At 49.2% G+C, this 23,445-nt stretch carries 18 protein-coding genes and 1 pseudogene; 10 read left to right on the top strand and 9 right to left on the bottom strand.

Annotated features, from left to right (window positions below):
* The first annotated feature begins 176 nt into the window (after positions 1–176).
* Positions 177–1,472, top strand: coding sequence for a cystathionine gamma-synthase family protein (locus tag FCL45_RS17135; RefSeq protein ID WP_136799650.1), 1,296 nt, complete (start codon positions 177–179; stop codon positions 1,470–1,472).
* A 569-nt stretch (positions 1,473–2,041) separates the two neighbouring features.
* Here the strand turns inward: FCL45_RS17135 and FCL45_RS17140 are convergent.
* Positions 2,042–3,226, bottom strand: a complete 1,185-nt coding sequence (locus FCL45_RS17140) for an IS91 family transposase (protein WP_176360060.1) — start codon at positions 3,224–3,226, stop codon at positions 2,042–2,044.
* Positions 3,216–4,087 (bottom strand): annotated as a pseudogene (locus FCL45_RS17150) (tyrosine-type recombinase/integrase). The gene FCL45_RS17140 and the pseudogene FCL45_RS17150 overlap by 11 nt, the downstream one beginning before the upstream one ends.
* A gap of 481 nt (positions 4,088–4,568) precedes the next feature.
* On the opposite strand from FCL45_RS17150, the gene FCL45_RS24710 reads away from it, so the two are divergent.
* On the top strand, positions 4,569–5,324 hold the full coding sequence (locus tag FCL45_RS24710; RefSeq protein ID WP_136799845.1) for a choice-of-anchor N protein: 756 nt from the start codon (positions 4,569–4,571) through the stop codon (positions 5,322–5,324).
* Positions 5,325–5,688: 364 nt separating this feature from the next.
* On the opposite strand, the gene ftcD is transcribed toward FCL45_RS24710, so the two are convergent.
* The 3 genes from ftcD to FCL45_RS17170 form a co-directional block, all read right to left on the bottom strand.
* Positions 5,689–7,302, bottom strand: coding sequence for a glutamate formimidoyltransferase (gene ftcD / locus FCL45_RS17160; RefSeq protein WP_136799844.1), 1,614 nt, complete (start codon positions 7,300–7,302; stop codon positions 5,689–5,691).
* Between the two features lie 171 nt (positions 7,303–7,473).
* Positions 7,474–8,718 (bottom strand): imidazolonepropionase, encoded by a 1,245-nt coding sequence (gene hutI / locus FCL45_RS17165; protein ID WP_136799843.1) that lies wholly within the window; start codon positions 8,716–8,718, stop codon positions 7,474–7,476.
* A 13-nt stretch (positions 8,719–8,731) separates the two neighbouring features.
* Positions 8,732–10,765 (bottom strand): urocanate hydratase, encoded by a 2,034-nt coding sequence (locus tag FCL45_RS17170; RefSeq protein ID WP_136799842.1) that lies wholly within the window; start codon positions 10,763–10,765, stop codon positions 8,732–8,734.
* 353 nt (positions 10,766–11,118) lie between these two features.
* Between FCL45_RS17170 and hutH the strand changes: the two genes are divergently transcribed.
* The gene (hutH, locus tag FCL45_RS17175; protein ID WP_136799841.1) at positions 11,119–12,651 is read left to right on the top strand and encodes a histidine ammonia-lyase; all 1,533 of its coding nucleotides are present in this window, start codon (positions 11,119–11,121) and stop codon (positions 12,649–12,651) included.
* 11 nt (positions 12,652–12,662) lie between these two features.
* A complete protein-coding gene (gene hutC, locus FCL45_RS17180; protein ID WP_136799840.1) occupies positions 12,663–13,430 on the top strand; it encodes a histidine utilization repressor in 768 nt (255 codons plus the stop codon).
* A gap of 130 nt (positions 13,431–13,560) precedes the next feature.
* Here the strand turns inward: hutC and FCL45_RS17185 are convergent, their stop codons facing one another.
* A complete protein-coding gene (locus tag FCL45_RS17185) occupies positions 13,561–13,803 on the bottom strand; it encodes a MoaD/ThiS family protein (RefSeq protein WP_167495926.1) in 243 nt (80 codons plus the stop codon).
* 84 nt (positions 13,804–13,887) lie between these two features.
* Positions 13,888–15,732: an aldehyde ferredoxin oxidoreductase family protein gene (locus tag FCL45_RS17190; RefSeq protein WP_136799838.1), complete on the bottom strand. Its 1,845-nt coding sequence runs from the start codon at positions 15,730–15,732 to the stop codon at positions 13,888–13,890.
* Positions 15,733–16,058: 326 nt separating this feature from the next.
* Here FCL45_RS17190 and FCL45_RS17195 point away from each other — a divergent pair, with 326 nt between their 5' ends.
* From FCL45_RS17195 to FCL45_RS25365, 3 genes are all read left to right on the top strand, one after another.
* On the top strand, positions 16,059–16,724 hold the full coding sequence (locus FCL45_RS17195) for a response regulator (RefSeq protein WP_136799837.1): 666 nt from the start codon (positions 16,059–16,061) through the stop codon (positions 16,722–16,724).
* 31 nt (positions 16,725–16,755) lie between these two features.
* On the top strand, positions 16,756–18,531 hold the full coding sequence (locus FCL45_RS17200) for a PocR ligand-binding domain-containing protein (RefSeq protein ID WP_136799836.1): 1,776 nt from the start codon (positions 16,756–16,758) through the stop codon (positions 18,529–18,531).
* Positions 18,532–18,607: 76 nt separating this feature from the next.
* A complete protein-coding gene (locus FCL45_RS25365) occupies positions 18,608–18,829 on the top strand; it encodes an Lrp/AsnC ligand binding domain-containing protein (protein WP_420811238.1) in 222 nt (73 codons plus the stop codon).
* A gap of 45 nt (positions 18,830–18,874) precedes the next feature.
* Here FCL45_RS25365 and FCL45_RS17205 read toward each other — a convergent pair whose 3' ends face one another.
* Both FCL45_RS17205 and FCL45_RS17210 read right to left on the bottom strand, forming a co-directional pair.
* A complete protein-coding gene (locus FCL45_RS17205) occupies positions 18,875–19,768 on the bottom strand; it encodes a universal stress protein (protein WP_136799835.1) in 894 nt (297 codons plus the stop codon).
* A gap of 31 nt (positions 19,769–19,799) precedes the next feature.
* Complete coding sequence (locus tag FCL45_RS17210; protein ID WP_136799834.1) at positions 19,800–20,522, bottom strand: hypothetical protein; 723 nt, start codon at positions 20,520–20,522, stop codon at positions 19,800–19,802.
* Between the two features lie 780 nt (positions 20,523–21,302).
* Here FCL45_RS17210 and FCL45_RS17215 point away from each other — a divergent pair.
* The 3 genes from FCL45_RS17215 (at position 21,303) to FCL45_RS17225 (ending at position 23,402) form a co-directional block, all read left to right on the top strand.
* Positions 21,303–21,641 carry a hypothetical protein gene (locus tag FCL45_RS17215; protein WP_136799833.1) on the top strand — a complete coding sequence of 113 codons (339 nt, stop codon included), beginning with the start codon at positions 21,303–21,305 and terminating at the stop codon, positions 21,639–21,641.
* A 315-nt stretch (positions 21,642–21,956) separates the two neighbouring features.
* On the top strand, positions 21,957–23,015 hold the full coding sequence (locus FCL45_RS17220; RefSeq protein WP_136799846.1) for a sulfite exporter TauE/SafE family protein: 1,059 nt from the start codon (positions 21,957–21,959) through the stop codon (positions 23,013–23,015).
* Between the two features lie 111 nt (positions 23,016–23,126).
* The gene (locus FCL45_RS17225; protein ID WP_136799832.1) at positions 23,127–23,402 is read left to right on the top strand and encodes a hypothetical protein; all 276 of its coding nucleotides are present in this window, start codon (positions 23,127–23,129) and stop codon (positions 23,400–23,402) included.
* Positions 23,403–23,445 lie beyond the last annotated feature (43 nt).

Below are 23,445 nucleotides of genomic sequence, written 5' to 3' on the forward strand. Positions count from 1 at the left end.
GTTCACTATGACGACTCAATAATTTTAGATATCTCTTACGGTGGGCCACCACAAGTGTACACCTAAGCCATCAACAGTGCCGCAACAACGGAACTTGAGGGCGCTGGCAAATAGTGAAGTCATCAACTACCCTGAAAGAAAGTTCAGCCTTTAATCTCAACTATCGGGGTAACAATATGGCTGCCAAAAGTTCATTCCGTCGCACTCATCTCGGTAAAAGAAAGCTCTCTCCGACAACCCAGATGACCGCTTATGGTTACAATCCTCTCTTTTCGGAAGGATCAGTAAAACCGCCCGTTTTTCTTACCTCAACCTTTACCTTTCAATCAGCTGAAGAAGGCGCCGAGTTTTTTGATGAGGTAGCAGGCAGAAAACCAGTCGATCAGGACCGCGGTGCAGGTGGACTGGTCTACAGTCGCTTTAATCACCCGAACTGTGAAATAGTTGAAGACAGGTTGGCTATTCTTGATGGAACTGAATCTGCGCTCATCACTTCTTCTGGTATGGCGGCAATAAGCAGTCTCTTTCTCACCTTTGCCAGACCGGGTGACAGCATCGTTCATTACAGCCCTCTTTACGGTGGCACAGAGACTTTACTCTCCAATTATTTCAATAGTTGGGGGGTAACTCCCATGGCCTTTTTCGACGGCCTTGCTGATGCTCCGCTGACAGAATCCCTCACCAAAGCATATGCAAAGGGACCGGTAAAAATTGTTTATCTCGAAACACCTGCAAATCCGACCAATAGTATGATCGACCTCGCCATGTGCCGACAGGTCGTGGACAAATGGAGCCAATCACGCGGAATCGCATCCCCTCTTATTGTTTGCGACAACACCCTGCTTGGACCAGTCTTTCAAAAACCTCATGACTTCGGCATAGATCTCTGTATCTATTCATTAACCAAATATATCGGTGGTCACAGCGACCTTATCGCAGGTGCAATTACCGGCAAAAAAGCGTTATTGCACAAACTGCGCTTAACCAGAAGCAGCTTTGGTTTTCAGCTTGACCCACACTCCTCATGGATGCTGACACGATCTCTGGAGACCGTCTTTTTGCGAATGGAGCGTGCTGCGAAATCAGGAGTTAAGGTTGCGGAATGGCTGGCCGGCAACAAGCTTCTGCCGTGCAAACTGCTACACCCGCATTTTCTCGATGACCAGACCAAAAACGTATACGAACGCCAGTGCACAGGACCCGGCTCCACCTTCTCGTTCGTGGTTGAAGAAAATCGCCAGCTTGCTTTTAAAATTCTCAATGAGCTACAACTGTTTCAACTGGCGGTAAGCCTTGGCGGTACCGAGTCGCTGGTTTGTCACCCGGCCTCGACCACCCATTCAGGTGTACCAGTCGATATCAGGGAAAAAGTTGGGATAAGTGAGGGGATGATCAGGCTCTCGGTGGGGTTGGAAGATCCGGACGACCTTATTGAAGACCTTCGGCAGGCATTCGCTCAAGCCAGGAAATGATAGCATTATCTGCGCACCGTGGTTGTACCCCATAGACTACTGGAATTTCCTACCCAAACCTTCGAATCTGACAGTTCTGAATTTTTTTTTCGTGTTTTCTGAACAATTTAATTCTTCAGAGTACAGAAAGATAATGCCCTGCAGTCGACCAGACTGCCTAACACATTCACAACCATGCTTTAAAGTATTCCAGCCTAAAATAAACAGAATAGGTTTATCAATAGTTGCGCTCTGGCAGTCCTTGAATTCACAACAAAACATGCTGCAATTATTGATAAACCTTGAGAACTGAACTGCGGGGGAGTTGTGGCCGGAAACGTTATGCTATGGGGATTAATTGCGGTTCCTGATTACTGTTTATCGGTCGTGGTGCAATATTGAGAAGCGGGTCTTTCGAGCATAGCCGGCGAAACTGGTCTTTGATGACGCTGGCTATGCGACAAAATGTATATTTTTTCATGGCACCCACGTATTTGCTCGCAATTTTCACCTGTGCAAGACGCAGCTATCCTGTTGAATCCAACATCGGTATATCTGGAAATTAGATAAATCCTGATACAGAAACCTGATCAGGAGCTATCATCATAAGCCAGGTCGGTAATCGGCCTGAGATAGACCAGCTTTCCCTTGCCGCACTGCGGGCAGCAGCAGATGTCGATGCCGGTCAAGCGCAGCATCATCTCCTGAACGGTCTCCACTGTTTTCTGTGTATATTTGACGTCTGAACCGATCAGGGTGCGGATTAAAGCGATGCAGGTTTTCTTGTTAGCATGAGCCAGGAAGCCGTAATAGCGGATTTTGGTAAAGCCGCTCGGCAGCACGTGCAGGAGAAATCGCCTGATAAATTCTTCAGCACTGAGGGTAAGTTCTTTTTCCTTATTGTCGTCGCTGCGGTCCCGATACCTGAAGCTAACCTTGCCATCATCGATAGCAATGATCCGGTTGTTGGTTATTGCCACCCGGTGGGTATAGCGACCGAGATATTCGAGTACCTGTTCCGGTCCACCAAAGGGCTGTTTGGCATAAGTGATCCACTGCTTGCCACGCAACGTTTCTATGAACGTCAGGAACTGTTTTTTCTCTTGCAGCCCTGCAACCTTGCCAGGGAAAGAAAGGAGGTTTTTCTTATGTGCCCTTTCTAGCTTGTCCAGATAGCGTTTTTTGAACTCCTTCGCCAATGACTGAACCCGGAATAAATATTTTCTTCTGGTGCCGGTCCAGCTTGTACGATCAAATGAAAGAACTCCTGCCGGGATGATGCAGTGCAGGTGGTAGTGGTCCATGAGTTTCTGATTCCATGTGTGAAGCACGGAAATGAAGCCGAGTTGGCCCCCAAGGCGCCACTGCGGATCACGGGCGAAGACCTGCAATGTTTCTTTGACTGCGGTAAACAGCAGAGTCAGCATAATGTGTTTATTGCCCATAACCAGGGGATTAAGCTCATGCGGCAAAGTGAAAACGTTGTGAAAATAGGGGCAAGGCAGCAGTTCTGTCCTTCTGTCACTGAGCCATTTCTCCTTGACCATGGTCTGGCATTTCGGACAGTGTCTGTCCCGGCAGGAGTTATATGCGTTGCGGCTATAACCGCAATGATTACAGGCTTCGACATGGCCTCCAAGGGCAGCGGTCCGACATATTTCGATGCGTCTCATGACCTTATATTGCTGCGATCCCACCACATGCATATCCCGGTATTTCTTACCATATCTGCGAAAGATATCGGCAATCTCCGGTGTGTTGCCATTATCTTTCATCTGCTCCCTCCTTCGTCTCGTCCAGCAGATCAAGCGGACTCTTGAGTTGGACATACCTGGCTGGAACCAGATGCAGATAGATCGTCGTTGTTTCTATGTTGCTGTGGCCGAGCAGTTGGCTGATGGTATAAAGGTCGTAGCCTTTATAGAGGAGGTGGGTGGCAAAGCTGTGTCTGAGAGTATGGAGACTGCATTCCCTGGTTAAGCCGATTTTTTTTTAGCTGCGTAGAGCATCATCGAGACGGAAGCACTTCTGATATGGGTTCCGGGCTTCTGGCCGGGAAACAACCACAGCTTGGGCTTGTACTCCTGCCAATAGGCCCGCAGTTCAGGGAGCAACTGTCTGGACAGAACCGTATAGCGATCCTTGCGTCCCTTGCCCTGTTGGACCCTGATTACCATCCTGGACGGATCGCTTTCAATATGCTCCGGCTTGAGGCGAATAGCTTCCCCGACTCTAAGCCCTGCGCTGTAGATGGTCTTGAGCAGAACCCGGTGTTTAAGGTTATCAATGCAGCCCAGAAGACGGCCTACCTCTTCCATTGACAGTACGGCCGGTAGTTTCTTGCTCCGTGGTTTCGGCGGCAGGCCAAAGCGGTCATCAACCTCCCGGTCGCAAATATGACGGTAGAAATAGGTGATGCCTGAGAGATAGGTCTTGCATGAACTCCATGCCAGTTTTTTCTCCAGCAGCAGATGGCGGAAATAGCCCCGCACCTGGTCATTGCTCAGCTTCTCCGGGGACTGATTGTAGTACTTTGCCAGGCATCTGACCCCACTGATGTACCCACGCTGGGTCTCATGGGTGAGACCGTGAAAATTCATGTGTTCGACGAACTCGTCTCGGATCGGACTACTCATGACGCACCTCCTTGGTTGAGTTGATAAGGACGCTACTACAGTATCTTATCAATCAAGGAAGTAATGGTAGAAATGAATTTCTTGCTGGAAGAGGTGGAATAAAAGGGAGGCTGGTTGGTCGGTTTTTCCGCGTAGCGGTTCAGTTCACAGCGAGTATCTCAAGCTGAGAACCTGTTACAGCCTGAAAAGGTTTCGTCTGGCAATCTCAACCTAAGCCTCCTGAAGCGTTCGGCAGAAAATCGATACTTCCATGATTTTTTCTCATTTAATTTTGAGAACTATTCTTGTGCGAGGAATTCACCAGAGGCCCTACAAACACAATACTCTCTTGATATTTTAATCGAGATTTCAATCGAATGGACATACCTAACCCCATTGTCAACGTTCAATTGTGCCTTAGCATATCAAACAATAAGGTCCAATTACGTAGCGTCTTAGTAATTGAACTTTTTACCCGTATTAACCCAGAGGGGGAATAGATATGAAAAAATCACTGACGATTGCTGCTATTGTATTTGGAATGGCAGCATTTGGAACAACAGCATATGCATTACCAGCATTACAGTTAGGACCTGGAACAGGTGATTGGACTTATATTGGCGGAGGAGACGACACCTGGTATACAAGTGATGATCCATATAACCTGCAAGCGTTGGCCAATGCCACTCAGGCGGACGGGGGAGATGGAGATTACGCATGGGATACAGATGGGGCAATTATGCAATACGCTTATTTGGTTTTTTCCGCAGTCCCGAACGCTGATTCCGCTACAGATCTCTTTGATATAGATATTTTCAACGATGGTGGTGTAACCCTTGTGGATTCAGGTTTTGGGACACCTCCGCCGGAAGACCTGAATAGCCTTTCGCCTCATAGTGTTTTCCCAACATATTATGAAGTTTATGAGTTTAGATTTGATGATGTCCTTGAAGACATTTGGAATACAGAGGAAGGAGAGTCTGGGTCGGGTAAGGGCTACATTGAAGATTTTGTAGTAGACGTATTGTACTATGACCCTGGAGTTGAAGGTATCCACATGGATCTTTTAACGATCTTTGGAGATGGAAAATATAATCCTGGTGATTTTGAGAATCAATTTTTAGTCAAGGCGAATGCCCCATACTCCCATGATGCTCAGTACGCTTCACCAGAGCCAATTCCAGAACCAGCAACAATGCTCCTCTTCGGAGCTGGTCTTGCCGGACTTGCCGGAATGAGCAGGAGAAAGAAAAAGTAAGCTCACCGTCATATGGGGATAAAAAGGCAGGTCCTAAAATAGATCTGCCTTTTTATTCACGTCATAACATCGTATCCAGCATTGTAGTAGAAACTATATGTACAATCATGCAACGGTATTCATTTGTTCACCGTGGTAAATTTCATAGCTCTATCCCGCAATCTCAGTTCACAGATTATCATTAACACTATCAAACGATTGCAACCTTTCTGTCGCGAAGGTTTTTCCTGTAAATGTTCAAGCTCAACACTATCGTAAGCTGTTCCATTTTCAGCCAATACAGTGATGGACTATACTTTCAAATAGGCTCACACAGACTAGATTCTGGTTATCAGATTTGATTGCAACGCCAAATCCAGATTTATCAATGTTCCAGCAAGTTAAGAACTTTCTCGCATTGCTCTTTGGCCCGCAGCGTGAGTTGTTCAGCTTCTGCCAAAGTAGCTTGGCGATACTCCTCGTCCTTTATCCCTGCCATATTGATCAGCACGTTCTGATATGCTCCCCAGATACCGGTCTCCAGAGAGCGGGCGCCAACCTGAGTGTCTGATTTTGAAGCTGGATTACCATATGCAGCCACCAGATTGAGCGCATCCCAGGCGGAATCGGCCAAGCGCATGGTGGTGAGCGGCACCTGAATCGCAGTCTTCAACCCTGCCTGCATCTTCGCGGTCCGGGCCTTTTTTTCGGCCTCACTATTTTTGGGCATACGCAAGCCTTCCATATACTCATTGAAGGCCGAGGTATCAGCATCTATCATTGGTATCAACTTTTGGGTCACTTCATGAAGCACCGGAATGGCTTCCATCATCTTCGGCTGCACACCCTCAAATTTACGTACCCCCCAGGTGAGCTTGGCTACCATGGAACCCAGCCCCGACCCGATTGCCGCCACCGCTGCCGAAGCAGAGCCACCGCCTGGTGCCGAGCTTCTGGCAGCGATCTCTTCGATAAACTCCCGCACGCTCATACCGGCAAGAGGTTCATCGGGCTCTTCTGCCACAATATATTCAATTATCTTTTCTTCCGGCTTGAACGGCGCCACCGAATTCAGACCCATCCGTTCCACTGCCAGCCTGATTTTCTGATCTTCCTGATAGATGAATAGCTCTTCTTTTTCTATGTAATAATCCGCTGCCATCAACATCGCCTCCAGCGGCACTACACCCACAATTTCAGAACCTGTTACGGCAAGATTCAATGCCGCAGCCTCTTTTTTAGCCTCCTCGTACATCACATGGATAGGTGTGACCTGATAGTCGTTGAGGTTTACCGTGACCTGAGCCAGGTTATACTCATCAACAAACCAGCCCATCCCCTTAACTTCTTTCAAGCTACCGGGGCTGTCTTCACCGCGGCCGGCTTCCCGCAAGTTGAGGGCAATCCTGTGGGCCTGGTTGGAAGTACCGAGGATATTGACATTGTAGGCAATCAGGAACTTTCTGGCCCCGGTGGCGGTGATGCCCCATTCCGGTACAAAGTCGGTTGGACCGAAATCCGGCTTCCACCTGGGGTCCTGCAGTTTTTCGGCAAGTCCCTCATATTCTCCGGCGCGCACATCTGGCAATTTGCGCCGATAGTCATGTTCTGCCGCCTCTTCGTAGAGGTACAAAGGAATTTTCAACTCCTGGGCAGCCCGTGCTGCGAACTTTTTGGCGATTTCAACACATTCAGCCATGGTAACACCTGCCACCGGTACAAACGGGCAGACATCCATGGCTCCGAACCTGGGATGTTCACCACCATGCTTTCGCATGTCGATCCGCTCCCGCGCCACCCTTGCTGCCGCCAACGCACCTTCAATGATGCTCTCCGGCCCGCCCACGAAAGTATAGACTGTTCTATTGGTGGAACGCCCCGGATCAACATCAATCAGGGAACAGCCTTTCACATTTCTGATCGCCTCCGCGATCGCTTCTATGATCTCCGGATCTCTTCCTTCAGAAAAGTTCGGAACGCATTCTATTATCTTCTTCATGGCATCCAGTACCCTGATTTTCTATTATCATTCTTTACCGAGCATCGATTCAGAGGATGTTTACTCCTAACCCCTGTCACCTCACGCCTCACAATGCTCTTCTAACTTCACGCACCCAGGTTTTTCAAATCCCCCATCCAACATCCAACGTCCAACCTGCGGTTAACGTCGTCAAACCACCCGAACCCCTTTCTTATACACTTCTTGAACCGGCGATACTCCGGCATGATATGCAAGAATTGCCGGTGAGTCCCCATCAAGGGTCAGAAAATCAGCCTGCTTGCCAACATCAAGGCTGCCCACTTTATCTGCCATACCGATGGAATAGGCTGCATTCAAGGTGGCGGCAACCAGAGCTTCCGCCGGTGTCATATTCATATTGAGCACTGCAAGTCCGATAACGAATGGCATCGACTCTGTATAACTGGAACCGGGGTTACAATCAGTGGCCAGCGCCACAGGCAGGTTATTGTCGATCATAAACCTGGCCCGGGCATAGGGTTTCCTCAGGCTATAGGCCGTGGCTGGCAACAGATTAGCCACAACGCCATGAGCCGCCATTGTCCTGATATTTTCGTCAGAAGCAGCAAGCAGATGATCCGCAGAGCACGCCATGAGTTCTGCAGCCAAGCCCGCCCCACCGAGATCATGCACCTCATCGGCATGAATCTTCACCTTCATGCCCTGTGCTTGGGCTGCTTTAAGCAAGCGCCGCCCCTGTTCAATGGTAAACACCCCCACTTCGCAGAAAATGTCGCATTGAGCAGCGATACCTTGCTCTACTACCGCGGGCAACATCTCATCTATCACCAGGGTAATGAATTCATCGGGGTTGTGTTTAAATTCCAGCGGAATGGCGTGGGCACCGAGAAAAGTTGCCACCACATCCTGCACACCTTCTCTGGCGAGTTTACCAATAGCCCGTAATTGCTTGAGTTCACTCTCTGTATTGAGCCCATAGCCACTCTTGATTTCCAAGGTGGTGGTACCGCTTTTCAAAGCGGACAGTGCATGCTTTCTGGTTACTTCATATAATTCGGACTCGGTGGCTTCAGCCACCGCCCGAACCGAGGAGAGGATTCCCCCACCCTTTTTCAGGATTTCCAGATACGGTGTTCCGGCAAGCCGCAACTCAAACTCTGCCTCGCGACGTGTGGCAAAGCACATATGGGTATGCGGGTCGACAAAACCTGGGATCAGGCATTTGCCCTGCATATCCATCGTCTTGACCTTGCTGAGCGTTGATGCCTCTTTGGTAACCTCGTGCTCTTCACCAATCGCGACAATTCTGCCATCACCTGCAACAAGCAGCGCGCCATCTGGAAACGATGCCAACTCGCCCTGACTGTTACCACCGCATGGTACGCCTCGATCGACTGGGGTGAATATCCTACAGTTTTTAAACAATATGTACATAATGCCAGCCTCTCTATTTCTGCAACCGGGTAAAGAGATCCACTACCGCACTTTCAACCGCCTCTTCGTCGCTCACATAGGGAATGGTGATCTGGTCTCCATTGCTGTTGTCGCGATTATAGGCCATGGCCACATCCATTGCGTTAGGATTGCGCGCCCAGTTGCGGCGTGCGACCCCACCCATAACATCCCAGCTCATGGCTGAACGCAGGATTTCATCCACCCGGTCGCTGCCATCGAGCACCATGCCGAAGCCACCGTTGATAGCTTTGCCAATACCGGTGCCACCGCCGTTATGCAGTGCCACCAGCGACATACCGCGCGCTGCATTACCCGCAAAACAATGCGTGGCCATATCAGCGCAGACATTGGAACCGTCGTAAATATTCGCAGTCTCACGAAATGGGGAGTCGGTACCGCCCGGGTCGTGATGGTCGCGACCAAGCATAATCGTTCCCACTTCCCCATTTCGCACCATCTCATTAAACTTGAGAGCAATAGCAGCCCGGCCGCCGGCATCTGAATAGAGGATTCGCGCCTGACTACCTACGACCAGCTTGTTTTGCTCCGCATCGCGTATCCAGATATAATTATCACGATCTTCCGCCCTGCGCTCCGGATCGATGCAGCTCATCGCCGCGGCATCGGTTTTTTTGAGATCATCATGTTTTCCGCTCAGGCATACCCAGCGGAACGGGCCATATCCGTAATCAAAGATCGGCCCCATGATATCCTCGAAATAAGAGGGATAAATGAAACCATCCCGTGCATCCACACCGTTTTTGGCAACTTCCGTGACCCCTGCATCGAAAACGGCTTTCAAAAAGGCGTTGCCGTAATCGAAGAAATAGGTGCCCTGTTCTTTCAGCCTCTGCACTGCTGCGATATGTCGTCTCAGGCTTGTATCGACCAGTTTTTTGAATCGCTCCCGGTCAGTTGCCAGTAAACGGGTGCGTTCCTCAAAGCTGATACCGGCAGGACAATAGCCACCATCGTATACCACATGACAGGAGGTCTGGTCGGATAGCAACTCCACCTCAAACTCCCGGTCCGCGATGTACTCGAGCAGGTCCACCACATTGCCATGATAGGCGATGGAGAGATTTTCTTTCGCAACTCTGGCTTCTCCAGCCAGACGCAGTACTTCCTCCATATCACTTGAAACCACATCTACCCAGCCTTGCTGATGGCGGGTAGTAATACGGGAAATATCCACCTCGGCGGTGATTGATACCGCACCTGAAATTTTCGCAGCTTTCGGCTGTGCACCGCTCATTCCGCCCAGGCCCGACGAGACAAACAGCAGACCACGCAGATCACCTTCAGCGGGTACTCCACACATCTTACGACCGGCATTGAGCAGGGTGTTGTAAGTGCCATGCACGATTCCCTGGGGGCCGATATACATCCAGCCCCCGGCGGTCATCTGACCGTAGGAGGAGACACCCATCTGGGTAGCGATCTCCCAGTCATCCGGGTTGTCATAGAGGCCCACCATCAAGCCGTTGGTAATGATCACCCTGGGTTGATCGGGACTCGACTTGAAAAGGCCAAGCGGATGGCCTGACTGCATAACCAGAGTTTGATGGTCGGTAAGCGCTTCCAGATATTTCCGGATCAATCGGTACTGCATCCAGTTTTGACAGACCGCTCCGGTCTCGCCGTAGGTGACCAGCTCATAGGGGTAAAGGGCGACATCAAAGTCGAGATTATTATCGATCATTACCTGAAAGGCTTTTCCCTCAAGGCAATTGCTGGTGTATTCGTCAATCGGTTTAGCGTAGAGTCTTCCCTCGGGCCGGAAACGGTAACCGTATATACGGCCTCTGGTGCGTAACTCCTCCAGGAACTCCGGGATTAACTCGTGGTGGTGTTGCTCTGGAATATAGCGAAGCGCATTTTTCAGCGCGGTCATGGTCTGTGACTGGGTGAGCCGAAATCCACGATCAGGAGCACGGCGTATACCTTCCAAAAATTCCTTCTGCCGTGGTAGCTCGTCATCTAGTCGTATGGTCATAGCCTTTGCGGCCGTTACATTGGTTTGCATTGCAACCTCTTTTTTGGTTGGTCTTTGTCTGATATCGCTGCAATTTAACTCGTATTCAGCATGACATTGAGATTTACCCGCACGCTCATGGGATAAAACCTCTCTTGAATTCATATCAGATAATATGCTAAACGCTCCAGCTTGTATATACAAGTGAATATTTCAATCAACTTCAACAATTCGGCTATTTACCTACATCTAACCTCAATAGCTTGAATTTTCATCTTGAACGAGATTAAATTTGTATATACATTGTCAGCACATTCGACTGACACTCCATCTGATTTCACAGATGCAACACATTCTAATCGGGGTTCAACTCTGTGAAGCCCGTTACTTCATTCTGACGAACTATGCGCACATTTGAAATAGAACCAGGAAAAATTTCCCTCGAAGAGCTCCGCTCCGTCTCCAGAGAGGCTACCCGGATCAGTCTCAACCCAGCCTGTCGTAATGCCATCGATGATTCCGTTGCAACGGTACGCAAGCTTATAGATGAGGGCCGCGTCATCTACGGTATCAATACCGGTTTTGGCCTGCTGGCCCATACTGTGATACCAAGAGATGAACTTGAGCATTTGCAGGAATCAATCGTTCTTTCCCACGCAGCCGGAGTCGGCAACCTGATGAGCGAATCCACCACCAGGCTGCTGATGGTACTGAAAATCAACAGTCTGGCTCGCGGTTATTCCGGCATTCGCTATGAGGTAATCGATGCTCTGGTGCAGCTGGTGAATCATGAGGTTTACCCCTGCATACCGGTGAAGGGTTCCGTGGGAGCATCCGGTGACCTTGCCCCGCTCGCACACATGAGCACCGTGTTGCTGGGCGAAGGCGAAGTGATGCATAAGGGAAAGCGATTGACCGGCAAAGAAGGTCTGACAATCGCCGGTCTCTCCCCTTTTACCCTGCACCCCAAAGAGGGACTAGCCCTGCTCAACGGTACCCAGGCCTCCACCGCGCTGGCTCTTAAAGGACTTTTTGCGGCTGAGGATCTCTTTGCCGCCGCAGTGGTAACAGGTTCCCTTTCTGTTGAGGCGGCCATGGGCAGTCGCAGACCTTTCGATCCTTTGATCCATGAGGTGCGGGGCCACCAGGCACAGATTGATGCAGCCAGGATGTATCGTGACCTGCTGCAGCATAGCGAGATTGAAGTTTCCCATCTCGACTGCGAAGCTGTGCAGGACCCCTACTCACTCAGATGCCAGCCCCAGGTGATGGGCGCCTGCCTGACCCAGATACGAAACGCGGCCGATACGCTTTTAATCGAAGCCAACGCTGTCTCTGACAACCCACTGGTATTTGCGGAAGTGAATGATATTTTCTCTGGCGGCAATTTCCATGCCGAACCGGTCGCAATGGCAGCAGATAACCTGGCACTGGCAATAGCCGAAATCGGCTCACTCTCTGAACGCAGGATGGCCCTGCTTATCGACTCGAACATGAGTAAACTGCCGCCATTTCTGGTTGAGAAAGGCGGGCTGAACTCTGGTTTTATGATCGCCCAGGTAACCTCTGCCGCACTTGCCAGTGAAAATAAATCCCTGGCCCACCCTGCTTCCGTCGATAGTCTGCCCACCTCGGCCAACCAGGAAGACCATGTTTCCATGGCAACCTTTGCCGCAAGACGGCTCACCGATATGGCAGAAAATAGTGCCAACGTGCTCGCCATTGAATTACTCGCCGCCTGTCAGGGCTTGGACTTCCGGGCACCACTCAAGAGCAGCGAGCTGCTTGAATCCGCCAAGGATCAGGTGAGAAATCGAGTGCCTTTCTATGACAAGGACAGATATTTTTCCCCTGATATTGCAAAAATCTGCGAGCTCATCCAACAGGGTGAGTTAAATCATCTGGTCGATTCCTCACTGATACCAAGTTTCAAATAACAGGCATAATCATGAGCAGCTCAAAACCAGCATCGCTTTCAACCGGAGAAAATGCTCCACCACTCTATCAGCAGGTTAAAGAGTATATACTCAGGAAAATACATTCCGGCGAATGGCATGCCGATATGAAAATTGACTCTGAAGCGGAGCTGGTTGCTGCCACCGGAGTATCCAGAATGACGGTCAACCGTGCTTTAAGAGAATTGAGCGCAGAAGGACGTCTCATCCGCAGGCAGGGGCTCGGAACTTTTGTCGCTGAAAAGAAACCGCAGGCAGCGTTACTTGAGATCAACTCCATAGCCAGAGAGATCGAAGCGCGGGGAGGTAAATACTCCTGTACTGTGCATCTGTTACAAGAAGAAAAAGCACAGCCCGGGGTTGCCGCCAGGATGGAGTTGCAACCGTACTCAAGTGTCTTTCATTCTGTCATCGTCCATCGGGACAACCTTATACCAATTCAGCTCTCCAGCAGGTATATCAATCCAGCCTTCGCACCGGAATATCTCAAACAGGATTTCACCTCTGTCACTCCCAACGAATACCTGCTGAGTCTTGCGCCGATAACAGCTGTTGAACATGTGGTTGAAGCGCTTATCCCCGACCCATGGGTCCGGGAGTTGCTTGAAATCAATTCCGCCGAGCCCTGCCTTGCCCTCTACCGCACGACATGGGTCGGTAATCTTATCGCCACCTATTCTGTCTTCTATTCACCAGGCTCACGCTATACGCTGGGGTCGAGATTCGTGCCCCCGAGTGGTGGGGTAATTGAGGTGAGTTAGGCGTTGGGCGATGGACGTTGAACGTTGGAAGGATAGCATATCTGTTATTTTTTCCAGTCAATCACTAAGAAAAAGGCCCGGCTGGTTACTCTACCTGCCGGGCCTTTTCCTGCTCTGTACACAATTCGTATCAACCTCCAGCAATAGTCGGAAATAAAACGATGTAATCACCTTCAGCCAGAACCGTTTCGAGATCGCATGTTGCCTCGTTAATCAGGATCATTCTCACCTTCTCCACGGGAACAGCGAGATCGCGCGCCAGATCTGCGACCGTCGTGCCGACAGGAACGGTAACATAACAGGTAGGGCCATCGTCACATGGCTTGTATTTTGCCAATGAGGCAAAGAGCTTCAATGAAACTGTTATTTTCATAATTGGTTGATTCAACCTCGGACCAGGCATGTCGATCAGCGGCAGACCGACATACCCTGGGAGAAAGGGATTGAAATTTTCAGGCTATATCTGAATACCCAATGCTTCAAGAGTCTCGGATTTGGGCACGCCATTGTCATCCCAGCCTCGCAACTCATAATAACGATCGAGAGCTTCATCCATATTATGCGGCACCTTACCAGCCCGGCTGCCGTTTTCGCTGGCCTTGTAGACCACTGCAGGTAGCTTGTCATCCTTACGGTCTATGCCATACTTTACATTGACCATACGCTGCAGGGTATAGATGCGCTCCGCGGCTTTCAAAAGATCGTCCATGCTCCATTCCCAACCGGTGATAGCATTGATGGAATCGAGCATTACGGTCATGCTATAACCGCCGAAAAGCATGAACTTGCAGTGGCAGGCTGCCTGGGTAAGTGTTCCGTAATCCTGGTATTTTGCTGCAACAAATTCTGAATTTTCCATCTGGAAACGATCCACTTCCTGATCGACTCCGGCCTCGGGCAACAGAAAACCTGCGGTGGCAACCTGCGGATTACCACGCTCATGGTGCGGCCCCACATTACCTGTTGCATAGTTGACCGCCAGGGAGAAAAACGCGCGAGGATCGTGGGCAGGCAGATCAAGACCTTTGACATGCGGTGCCAGCTCTACAGCTTCCTCACCGAGTTTTTCTGCAGCAGGCAGCAAGCCATCAGCAAACAACTCACCAAACCCGGATTTACGGTTGCCGAGGTTGTGAATCAACTCAATCATGGTGTCCGCATCGCCCCATTTCAGCTCAACACCGCCGATATCATCAGCAGTCATCAAACCTTTTTCCTGGCAATCCATGGTGTAACCAAGAAATGAGCCCATTGAAATACAATCCAGACCGTATCTGTTGCAGAGATCATTCATCAGCGAAAGGGCTTTTACATCATCCATCAGGCAGTTGTTACCAAGCATACCCAGCGCCTCATATTCGGGTCCTGGTCCTTTCATTGCATATTTTTCGGGTTCTGCGACCTCTACCTCTCTGTGACAACCAACAACGCAGGAACTACAGGCATGGGGCTTGGCACCAAGCACATCTGTGTAGTTCGGCACACCGAGTTTTTCTGCTCCTTCCGGCCAGGAAGCTTCGCTCCAGTTTTTGGTGGGTGTGTCACCGTCGGCATCACAGCCGATCTCAACAAATGGGGTACCGTGCAGACGAAGCCAGTCCTTGGTGTTTTCGTGAACTGTTTTGCCGATACTCTTATTGATCTCAGCCAGTTTTTCCGGCTTATTAACAGCGACTTTTCTGGTGCCATTCACAACCACAGCCTTGAGGTTCTTCGACCCCATCACCGCGCCAAGACCGCAACGACCTGCAAAACTATGTTTATCAACCACGATACAGGCTATGGCGACCTTCTTCTCACCAGCCTGGCCAATTGAACAGATGGAAGATTTTTCCAAACCTGTATCAGCGACAATCGCATCGGACGCCTCAAAGGCATCCTTCCCCCAGAATTGTGCCGCCTCGCAAATCTCAACCAGGTCTTCATCTATCTTCAGGTAACATGGAGACTCCGATTTACCCTGTATGATCAGGGCATCGTAACCGGCATTTTTCAGGGCCATTCCCCAGCCTGCACCGGCAGCGCTTTCACCATAGATTCCGGTAACCGGAGATTTTGAGACAACAGTGAACTTCGCCGCTCCCGTCTGCCTGGCTGCCTGCAATGGCCCGGTGGCAAAAACCAACCTGTTTTCTGCGTCATATGGCCCAACTTCAGAACCAACTTCATCAGACAACACCTTGGCACCAAAACCGCCACCACCGAGGTAGAGTTTCCAAACCCTCTCTCCTACCTCCTCGATAGTCGTCTTTTTGGTCGTTAAATCAATTCTCAGAACCTTGCCCCAATATCCGTTCCCCATAACCAACTCCTTTATTTCGTGCTTTACCTCAATACCTGTTTCGCCTTCGCCCTCCAGTTTCTAAGGTCTTCAGCTCTTCAATATCCGGAGTTATAGTCTTGGCAATGATGCGGAACAATGGGGGGAACACCCCATTTCTCCCTACAGGATAACTGTATCTTTTAGGCAGCTACCTGCATGAAAGAGCAAAGACACAAGGCATGACCCCATCTCGACAACCTGTCATTTATAGTAAACTTCGGTTGTTCTTTTCCTCTTTCCATTATACTTTTGCAGTACGTTGCGATAAGAATTGCCATTTTACTCATGTACTTCGAATAATTTTTATGACCAATACACCTATCCGCATTGTTATTGCTGAAGACCACCTGCTTGTCCGCGAAGGTATGAAGGCCCTTATCTCCTCTCGAAAAGGCTTTGAGGTTGTCGGTGAAGCGGATAATGGACTGGATGTATTGAAAATCTGCCAAAAGGCCCGTCCGGATCTGCTCCTGCTTGATCTCTCCATGCCTAAAATGAGCGGTCTTTCCACCCTGCGGCAGATTAAATGCGAGATACCTGAAACACGTATTCTGGTCATAACCATGCATGCGTCCAGGGAGTATGTCTTGCCGACTCTTAAGGAAGGAGCAGACGGCTACCTGCTGAAAGGAGACGACCCCGAAGAACTCTTCGTAGCCATGAAGTCCGTTATTAAAGGCAACGCCTATCTGAGCGGGGTGCTCTCCCGCCAGCTTATCAATAATTACATCATAGATAGTGACGCCGGAAGTATCACTGCCGATGACCCTCTCTCACCTCTCACCAAGAGGGAACGTGAGATCTTTCAGCTTGTGGCAGAAGGGTTTACCAACCAGAAGATCGGAGAAATGCTCTTCATCTCACCCAAAACCGTTGACCGGCACAGGTCGAACATGATGAAAAAAATGAAAGTACACAGCGCGCGGGAAATTATCGAGCTTGCCCGCCAAAGCGGCATCATCCAACCATGATCATGCCTTCCTGTTCTCCCCCTTGGTACTAATGGAAGCTCAACCTCTCCCCGCTATTGAAGAGACCATGGAAAATCTGCCGGTTCCCTGTCAGGTCTTCACCCTGGATGCCGGCGACGCGCTTATTTTCAACAAGGCTAACAGCGCGGCCGATCGCTTATTGCGTATCACCCACGATAATCTCAAGGGCATGCGGCTCGAGCAGGCTTTTCCACAATTGGCTGACTCGGTTGTCCCCGAGCGCTATAAACATATTCTGGCAACGGGCAGCAACTGGGGCTATCACGGAGTATACTATGATGAATCAGGGAATTTCATCGGACTGTTCCATATACATGCCTTTCGCTTGACCGACAAAAAACTCGCCTGCTTTTTAACGCCGGATGCAGACACCGACACAGAAGTCATTATCCATAAAAGCCCGCTTACTTTAAGTAACCACTCTATCGATTATGGGTCTGCCGCAGAAAGGGAAAACCGATCCCCAAAGCCTGCAACCCAGGCAACAGGTGCTACTGAGTTCACACGTGACCGCGTGGCAGATACGGATATGGACAATATTTTGTTCACCGACCTCTTCACCATTGTCGAACTTGAGGCAATCCAGAAAGCTTTCTGTGATGTCACCGGTGTTGCTTCAATCATCACCATGCCCGATGGAACGCCAATCACCCGCCAGGAAAACTTCTGCACCTTCTGCCGCCAGGTAATTCGCTCCACTCAACAGGGCCTGGCCAATTGCATTTACTCCGACTCCATCATAGGCAAACCCAATCATCAGGGCCCTACTATCCGTCCCTGCCTAAGTGGTGGCCTGTGGGATGGCGGGGCCAGTATTATTGTAGGGGGCAAGCACGTCGCCAACTGGCTCATCGGACAGGTACGTCTTTCAAACTCTGTTGATGAAAATCGACTGCGGGAATACGCCAGGGAAATCGGTACCGATGAAAGCACCTTTATGGCAGCCTATCATGAAGTACCTATCATGAACTCCAAACAGTTTTACCGTACCTGCAATTCACTCTATCTTTTTGCCAACCTGTTGTCTGAGATGGCATATCAGAACCTGCGCCTTGCAAGGGCTAACGCTGCCCAGAAAGAGATTACCCTGGCTCTTCGCCACTCCAAGTCACGACTGCATCGCCTTTCCTCCAAACTGATACTCAGCCAGGAAGATGAACGAAAGAGACTGGCCCTCGAACTTCATGATGGTATTGGCCAATCACTTACGGCGGTAAACTATTCCGTCCACGCTATTCTGGCTAATCTACAAAAGCCTGAGGTGGACCTGCGTAACTGCATAGACACCTCCTCCCGAATTATAGCAAGCGCCATAGCAGAAGTACGCAAGATGCAGGTTGAATTACGCCCACGCATACTCGACGAACTTGGCGCCATTGCCGCCATTCAATGGCTTTGCCGTGAATATCTTGATGTTTACAAACAATTCACCATCGACCTGAATATCAATATTCAAGAAGAACTGATACCTGCACCACTCAAAGCGGTTCTATTCAGAATTGCCCAGGAGGCAATGAATAATGCTGCGAAATACAGTGAAGGGGACACCCTGTTCTTCTCACTGCTCAAAATTGACGATGAAATCCACCTTACAATCAGAGACAACGGGAAAGGGTTTGATCTTGAGAAAATCATTGAATCGGATGATTTCAATCGTGGGCTTGGCCTTGAAGGTATGAAAGAGCGCGCAGAGTTGTGCGATGGTACTTTGACAATCAACTCTGCAGCCGGCAAGGGGACCCGGGTGACAGCCTGTTGGCCGATATCTAACATTTCAAGACAGTAGCGGAGCGTTGGAAGACAGGGAAAATTGCGTCCTGTAATTCAGCCGAGGAGGCACTACGCTCACATCGATATTCCTGATCAAAACCAAAGAGATACAATTAGTAAAAGTAATTGAAGGACTATCTGTATTTACCGGGGTTTCCGAGGTCTATTCTGTCAACGGCACATTCGATCTGGTAGTTATAGCGAAATTGAACAGTGGTGAAGAACCGGTATCTCTTGTAACTGACGAGATGGGGTCTGTTGCCGGTATTGCCAGACCATGGTCGCATTTGATTGTTACAGTCGTGGCGATCTGAAATCAGTATATGCCATGAAAATGTAGCAGTTGCATTTTACGTTCATTAAAAAATAGCCGCTACAGAGGCTCTGCCCTGTCTTTCTCCATTCTTGACTGCAAGGATTGGACATGAACTGATGGAAACAAGTCGCTCAATGGTGCTGCCACCGAATATCTCAATAAAAGCCTGCTCAGTTCTTACACCAAGCACAATAAGATCCATGTGCCGTGCTTTGGCATAGTTTGCCAGACAATGCTCCGGGATATTGTAATCCATGCTGTTGATAACAGATATACCACGCAACTCAGCCCTTGAGGAAAATGCCTCCAGAGCCGCTGTGGCCTTTTCTTCAGCCTCTCTTGCAACACCATACCGTAATGAGCGCTCAGCCGGAATATCTACTGAATAGAGCCCATGAACCTGGCTGCCATAGCTTTCGGCAATATCGAATGCCCGTATTTCTCCAATGATACCTTGTTCAGATTCAGCCACATCCACAAGTATATTAGAAAACCTGATTTCCGAACCCTCCGGTATAACCAGGACGTCACAGCTACTGTTGGTGACTATTTCCGCCAGGATTCGCCCGAGTAACATTCTTTCAAACTGGAGTTTCCGTTTACCTCCCAATACAATAAGCGAAACAGACTCCTCCAGGGCTACCTCTAGAATCTCATCGCTGGGCTTTCCTTTCCGATGGACTGTCTTCAGACTCAAGCCTAGCGAATTCGCATAATCAAATGCCTCTTTCAAAATCTTCTGAAAAGGCTCATCAAATTTTTTCTGAGCATCCTCGATACAGAATCGATTCATATTTCCTTCATAATTAGGTGTCACAGCAACAATGACCACCCTGGCCCGAAGAGTTGAAGCAAGCACCAGCGTTTCTTTGAATACTGATCGGCTCGCCTCTGAATTATCAATGGCTGCAAGTATCGTTTTAGTGGAATGTTTCATGGTCTGATTTGCATGTTTAACAATCGGAATTTTAGTGGCCAATCCTTTTGGTCGCAACCTTCATAGCACCTGCGCCTCGCTTCCTGCCCTCCCCTTGACGGATTGGAATTTTCCCTGTTTTCGAATTTTTTTCAAACACGAAAAAAATAAGACCATCGAGAAACAGTTGCTGGACATAATAGAATACGCAAACAGTCAACAGGGGCAATATTGCATACAAACCGCCCGCTGACCAGCACTGCACAATCGCCTTTGAATTGGTGAAAAACAGCCAGTATAAGACTATGGCCAACAGGCCGTAACAAATCATTTTGACATATTCGCCGACTACCTTCTTATCCTCTATCTCCAGATCATCAATGTTCAGTGTGTTCCGTTTTTGCCTTCGAAGTACCCGCGCAGCCACCCCGCCATCACCACCGATACTGAAAACCGGTACCGAAGCTCCCTGTTCGGCATCATCAATTCGCACACCTTCATCAACTACCACAAAAGAAACTTTGCGGACCAGCAAACAGAGACGGTGAACAACCTTACGAATCCTGCCGGATTCTTTGACATGGCTGACGGTTATCCCAGTTGCGCAAGCCCTGCTGGTCAACTCTGTAAAACTTTTCTCCACGGCAGAGTTAAAACGCCTGATTCTCCGCCCTCCATCCCATAACCGCGGCATGGTATTGATATATGCCACCAAAACCGCACATTGCAGCCTCCCAGCGACCTCCAGGGCATAATTCATCAGTTTTTCGGACAAGTGACCATTCCGTGTCACAATCAGTATAACTGAAGAACGCTGTATGAGTCCCTGTTGAATATCCTCATACCCATTAAAACTAGAATCCGGCATCGGGTCCAATAGCTCCATCCTGTCGAGAAAGCTGTTGAAGGTTCATAATTATTGTTCATTGCCGCATTACACACTGCAGATTTCATGCCCGATGATGCAGTCCATTTATCTTGTTGAATCTACTGTAATTGATATATTTTCTTTCAAGGATGGATCAGAAACCGTTTCACATTGCAACAATCTTCAGAGAGCACTTTCCACATCCAGCAATAATTCTCTTGTCCAAACATCTCCCACTGCACTTCATATTTTTTGTTTTAATCATCAAAATATTGATATTATTTGGTTTTCAGGAGGATTCTTCCCTTACGCCAAGTTCATTTATCTCTCCATGGATTCCCATTATACGACTTGAAGACTGTTGCATATTGAAACAATCAGCCTGAAGCCTACCCCTTCCAATCTATCTCAATAATAATAGAAACTTACATTAACATTGGCTTTTTCTGACGTTGCATATTGCAACACTAGCTTCAAAAACTATAAAAGGTCTTATGTTATTGTTTTTATTGCTTTTATTTTAAATAGCGAGCTTGGCATCTAAGTTGCAAATCATAGGTACAGAAAAGAAAGCAATCACTCTACCTGGACACAGAACATTACATAGCCGCAATACCACGGGGGTCAAAAGCACATGCAGGTATTGCCGATAACTTGAAAATACAAGCCAAAGGAGATGAACAGCAAATGAACCAAATCACTCAACCGCAAACTCAGCTCGCCGTAAATAGCGGCAAAGCCAACGTTTCCAAGGCTGAAAGAAAAGAGAGCAAAGTGGCAACCACCGTTGCTACTCAAACACCCTACAAACCGAAGAAGCCGGTTGGTCAAATGGTCCTCTTCGGGGCAATGTCTCTCTCTGCTTACCTGTTTCTCTTCTCCAACGAAGGTCTCGTCACCAAAACCTTCACTCTTGGCGGGTGGCACGCCGCATTTCCGGTAATGACAGCATTTGCTTTTTCATTTATCCACGGAGCATTTGCCAGCAACCTGCTGAGTGTTCTTGGACTTGAGGCGAAAAAATAACAGAAGGTCCACCAATAGCAGGAGCAACCAACCATGAAAAAAATCCTTTTTATACTTTTAACGGTACTCATATCGGCTTTCGTGACTCAAAACGCCTTCGCAGCTGGACCACCACCGAAGAATGTAATGAAAGGTGTATTCGTTCAGGTCGATGGAAATGCAGGAACAGCAACAATCAAGCTTGATGGACACGATGACCTCAAGGTGCTTACCCTGGGCGAGGGAATGGCGATCGAAGACGTGGCGTTGAATAAGAAGGTACTGGTCAGCCTCGACACCCATACGGGCCCCAACGTCATTAAAGATATTTCCGTCATGTTCATGGACATGACAGTGAATAAGATCGTAGCTTTTTTGCTGATCGGACTGATCGGCGGTCTTCTCTCCGGCTTTATCGGCTCCGGTGGAGCTTTTGTGCTGACCCCCGCCATGATGTCACTCGGAGCGCCTGGCGCAGTAGCCGTAGCCAGCAATATGTGCCACAAATTTCCCAAGGCCATGGTAGGTGCCTACAAACGCTGGAAGTACGGTCAGGCTGATATCAAACTCGGACTGGTCATTGCCGTCAGCTCTATCGTAGGCGTACAGATCGGTATCAAGATTCAGAAATTCATCCTCAACAGCTGGGGAAATGCAGGTTCCAACCTCTACGTAAGCGTAGTCTTCGTCTGCGTTCTGGTTCTGGTAGGCGGCTATGTGTTTATCGATGCGTATAAACTTGCCAAAGGCAAGAGTGAAGCCACAACATCCGACCTGGCAATAAGACTTCAAAAAATTAACATCTGGCCCATGATGGAATTCAAGGTAGCCAAGCTGCGCATCTCTGCCTGGGTAACCATCCCCGTTGGCCTGTTCACCGGCATGTTGGCCGCCACCATCGCCGTCGGCGGATTTATAGGTGTTCCTGGCATGATCTACGTGGTCGGCGCTTCAGCCCTGGTTGCCAGTGCAACGGAACTTATCGTCGCTTTCATTATGGGAGCCTGGGGTTCCATACAGTGGGGTCTTTCGGGACTTATCGACATCCGTATGACTCTGCTTATCCTGGCAGGGTCTCTTATCGGCGTCCAGCTCGGCGCCCTTGGTACCACTTACGTAAAAGATTACATGATAAAGCTCGTCATGGCCGCCGTCATGTTAATCGTAGCGGTCTCCAGGGGAGCAAAGATTCCCGGTTATCTCGCTGACCTCAATCTGATCCCCCAGCTTCAGGAAAGCCTGGTAACAAATCTTAACAGTCTGAGCTTCTGGGCTCTCATGGCCGCTCTGGCTGTCGCTGGAATTATCATTTCTGTGGCCATGATCAAGGGAATGATTCAGGCACGTGCGGAAGAAAAAGCCCAACTATTGGAAGAAGCTGCCAACCCGAGCTGACGTCATGCCCAGTTGAACGATAAATTTCAGAAACTGGAACAACCGAAAACTCAGTGATTCGAGAGGAAAGAGCACCCGGTGCTCTTCTCCTCTCGGCAGAGGAGAGAGCTCATGGAGTCAGGATTGCTTTTCTCAACTATGGTACTGGCCGTTGGAGCATTGCAACTCATAGACAGGGTAGTCCATTTCTTTAACAAAAGGTTCATGTCCGGGAGCAAAGCTTCATCAGTGAATGCAACACGTGATGACTGGTATATGTTTTTCAACCGCTCCGACCTGACAGGCAAACCAAAGACCAAACCGGTCAAGCCCAACAGGAAAAACTCGGCACCGAAAAGCAGGATCGTTGAAAAACGTCGCCCCAGCCGGATGCGTGCGGCGCTGTAAACGTTACCTTTCTGTTCAACCCTGCATCTAAGCTCTATCATAA

The organism is Desulfosediminicola ganghwensis, assembly GCF_005116675.2.
Classification (GTDB): Bacteria; Desulfobacterota; Desulfobulbia; order Desulfobulbales; family Desulfocapsaceae; genus Desulfopila; species Desulfopila ganghwensis.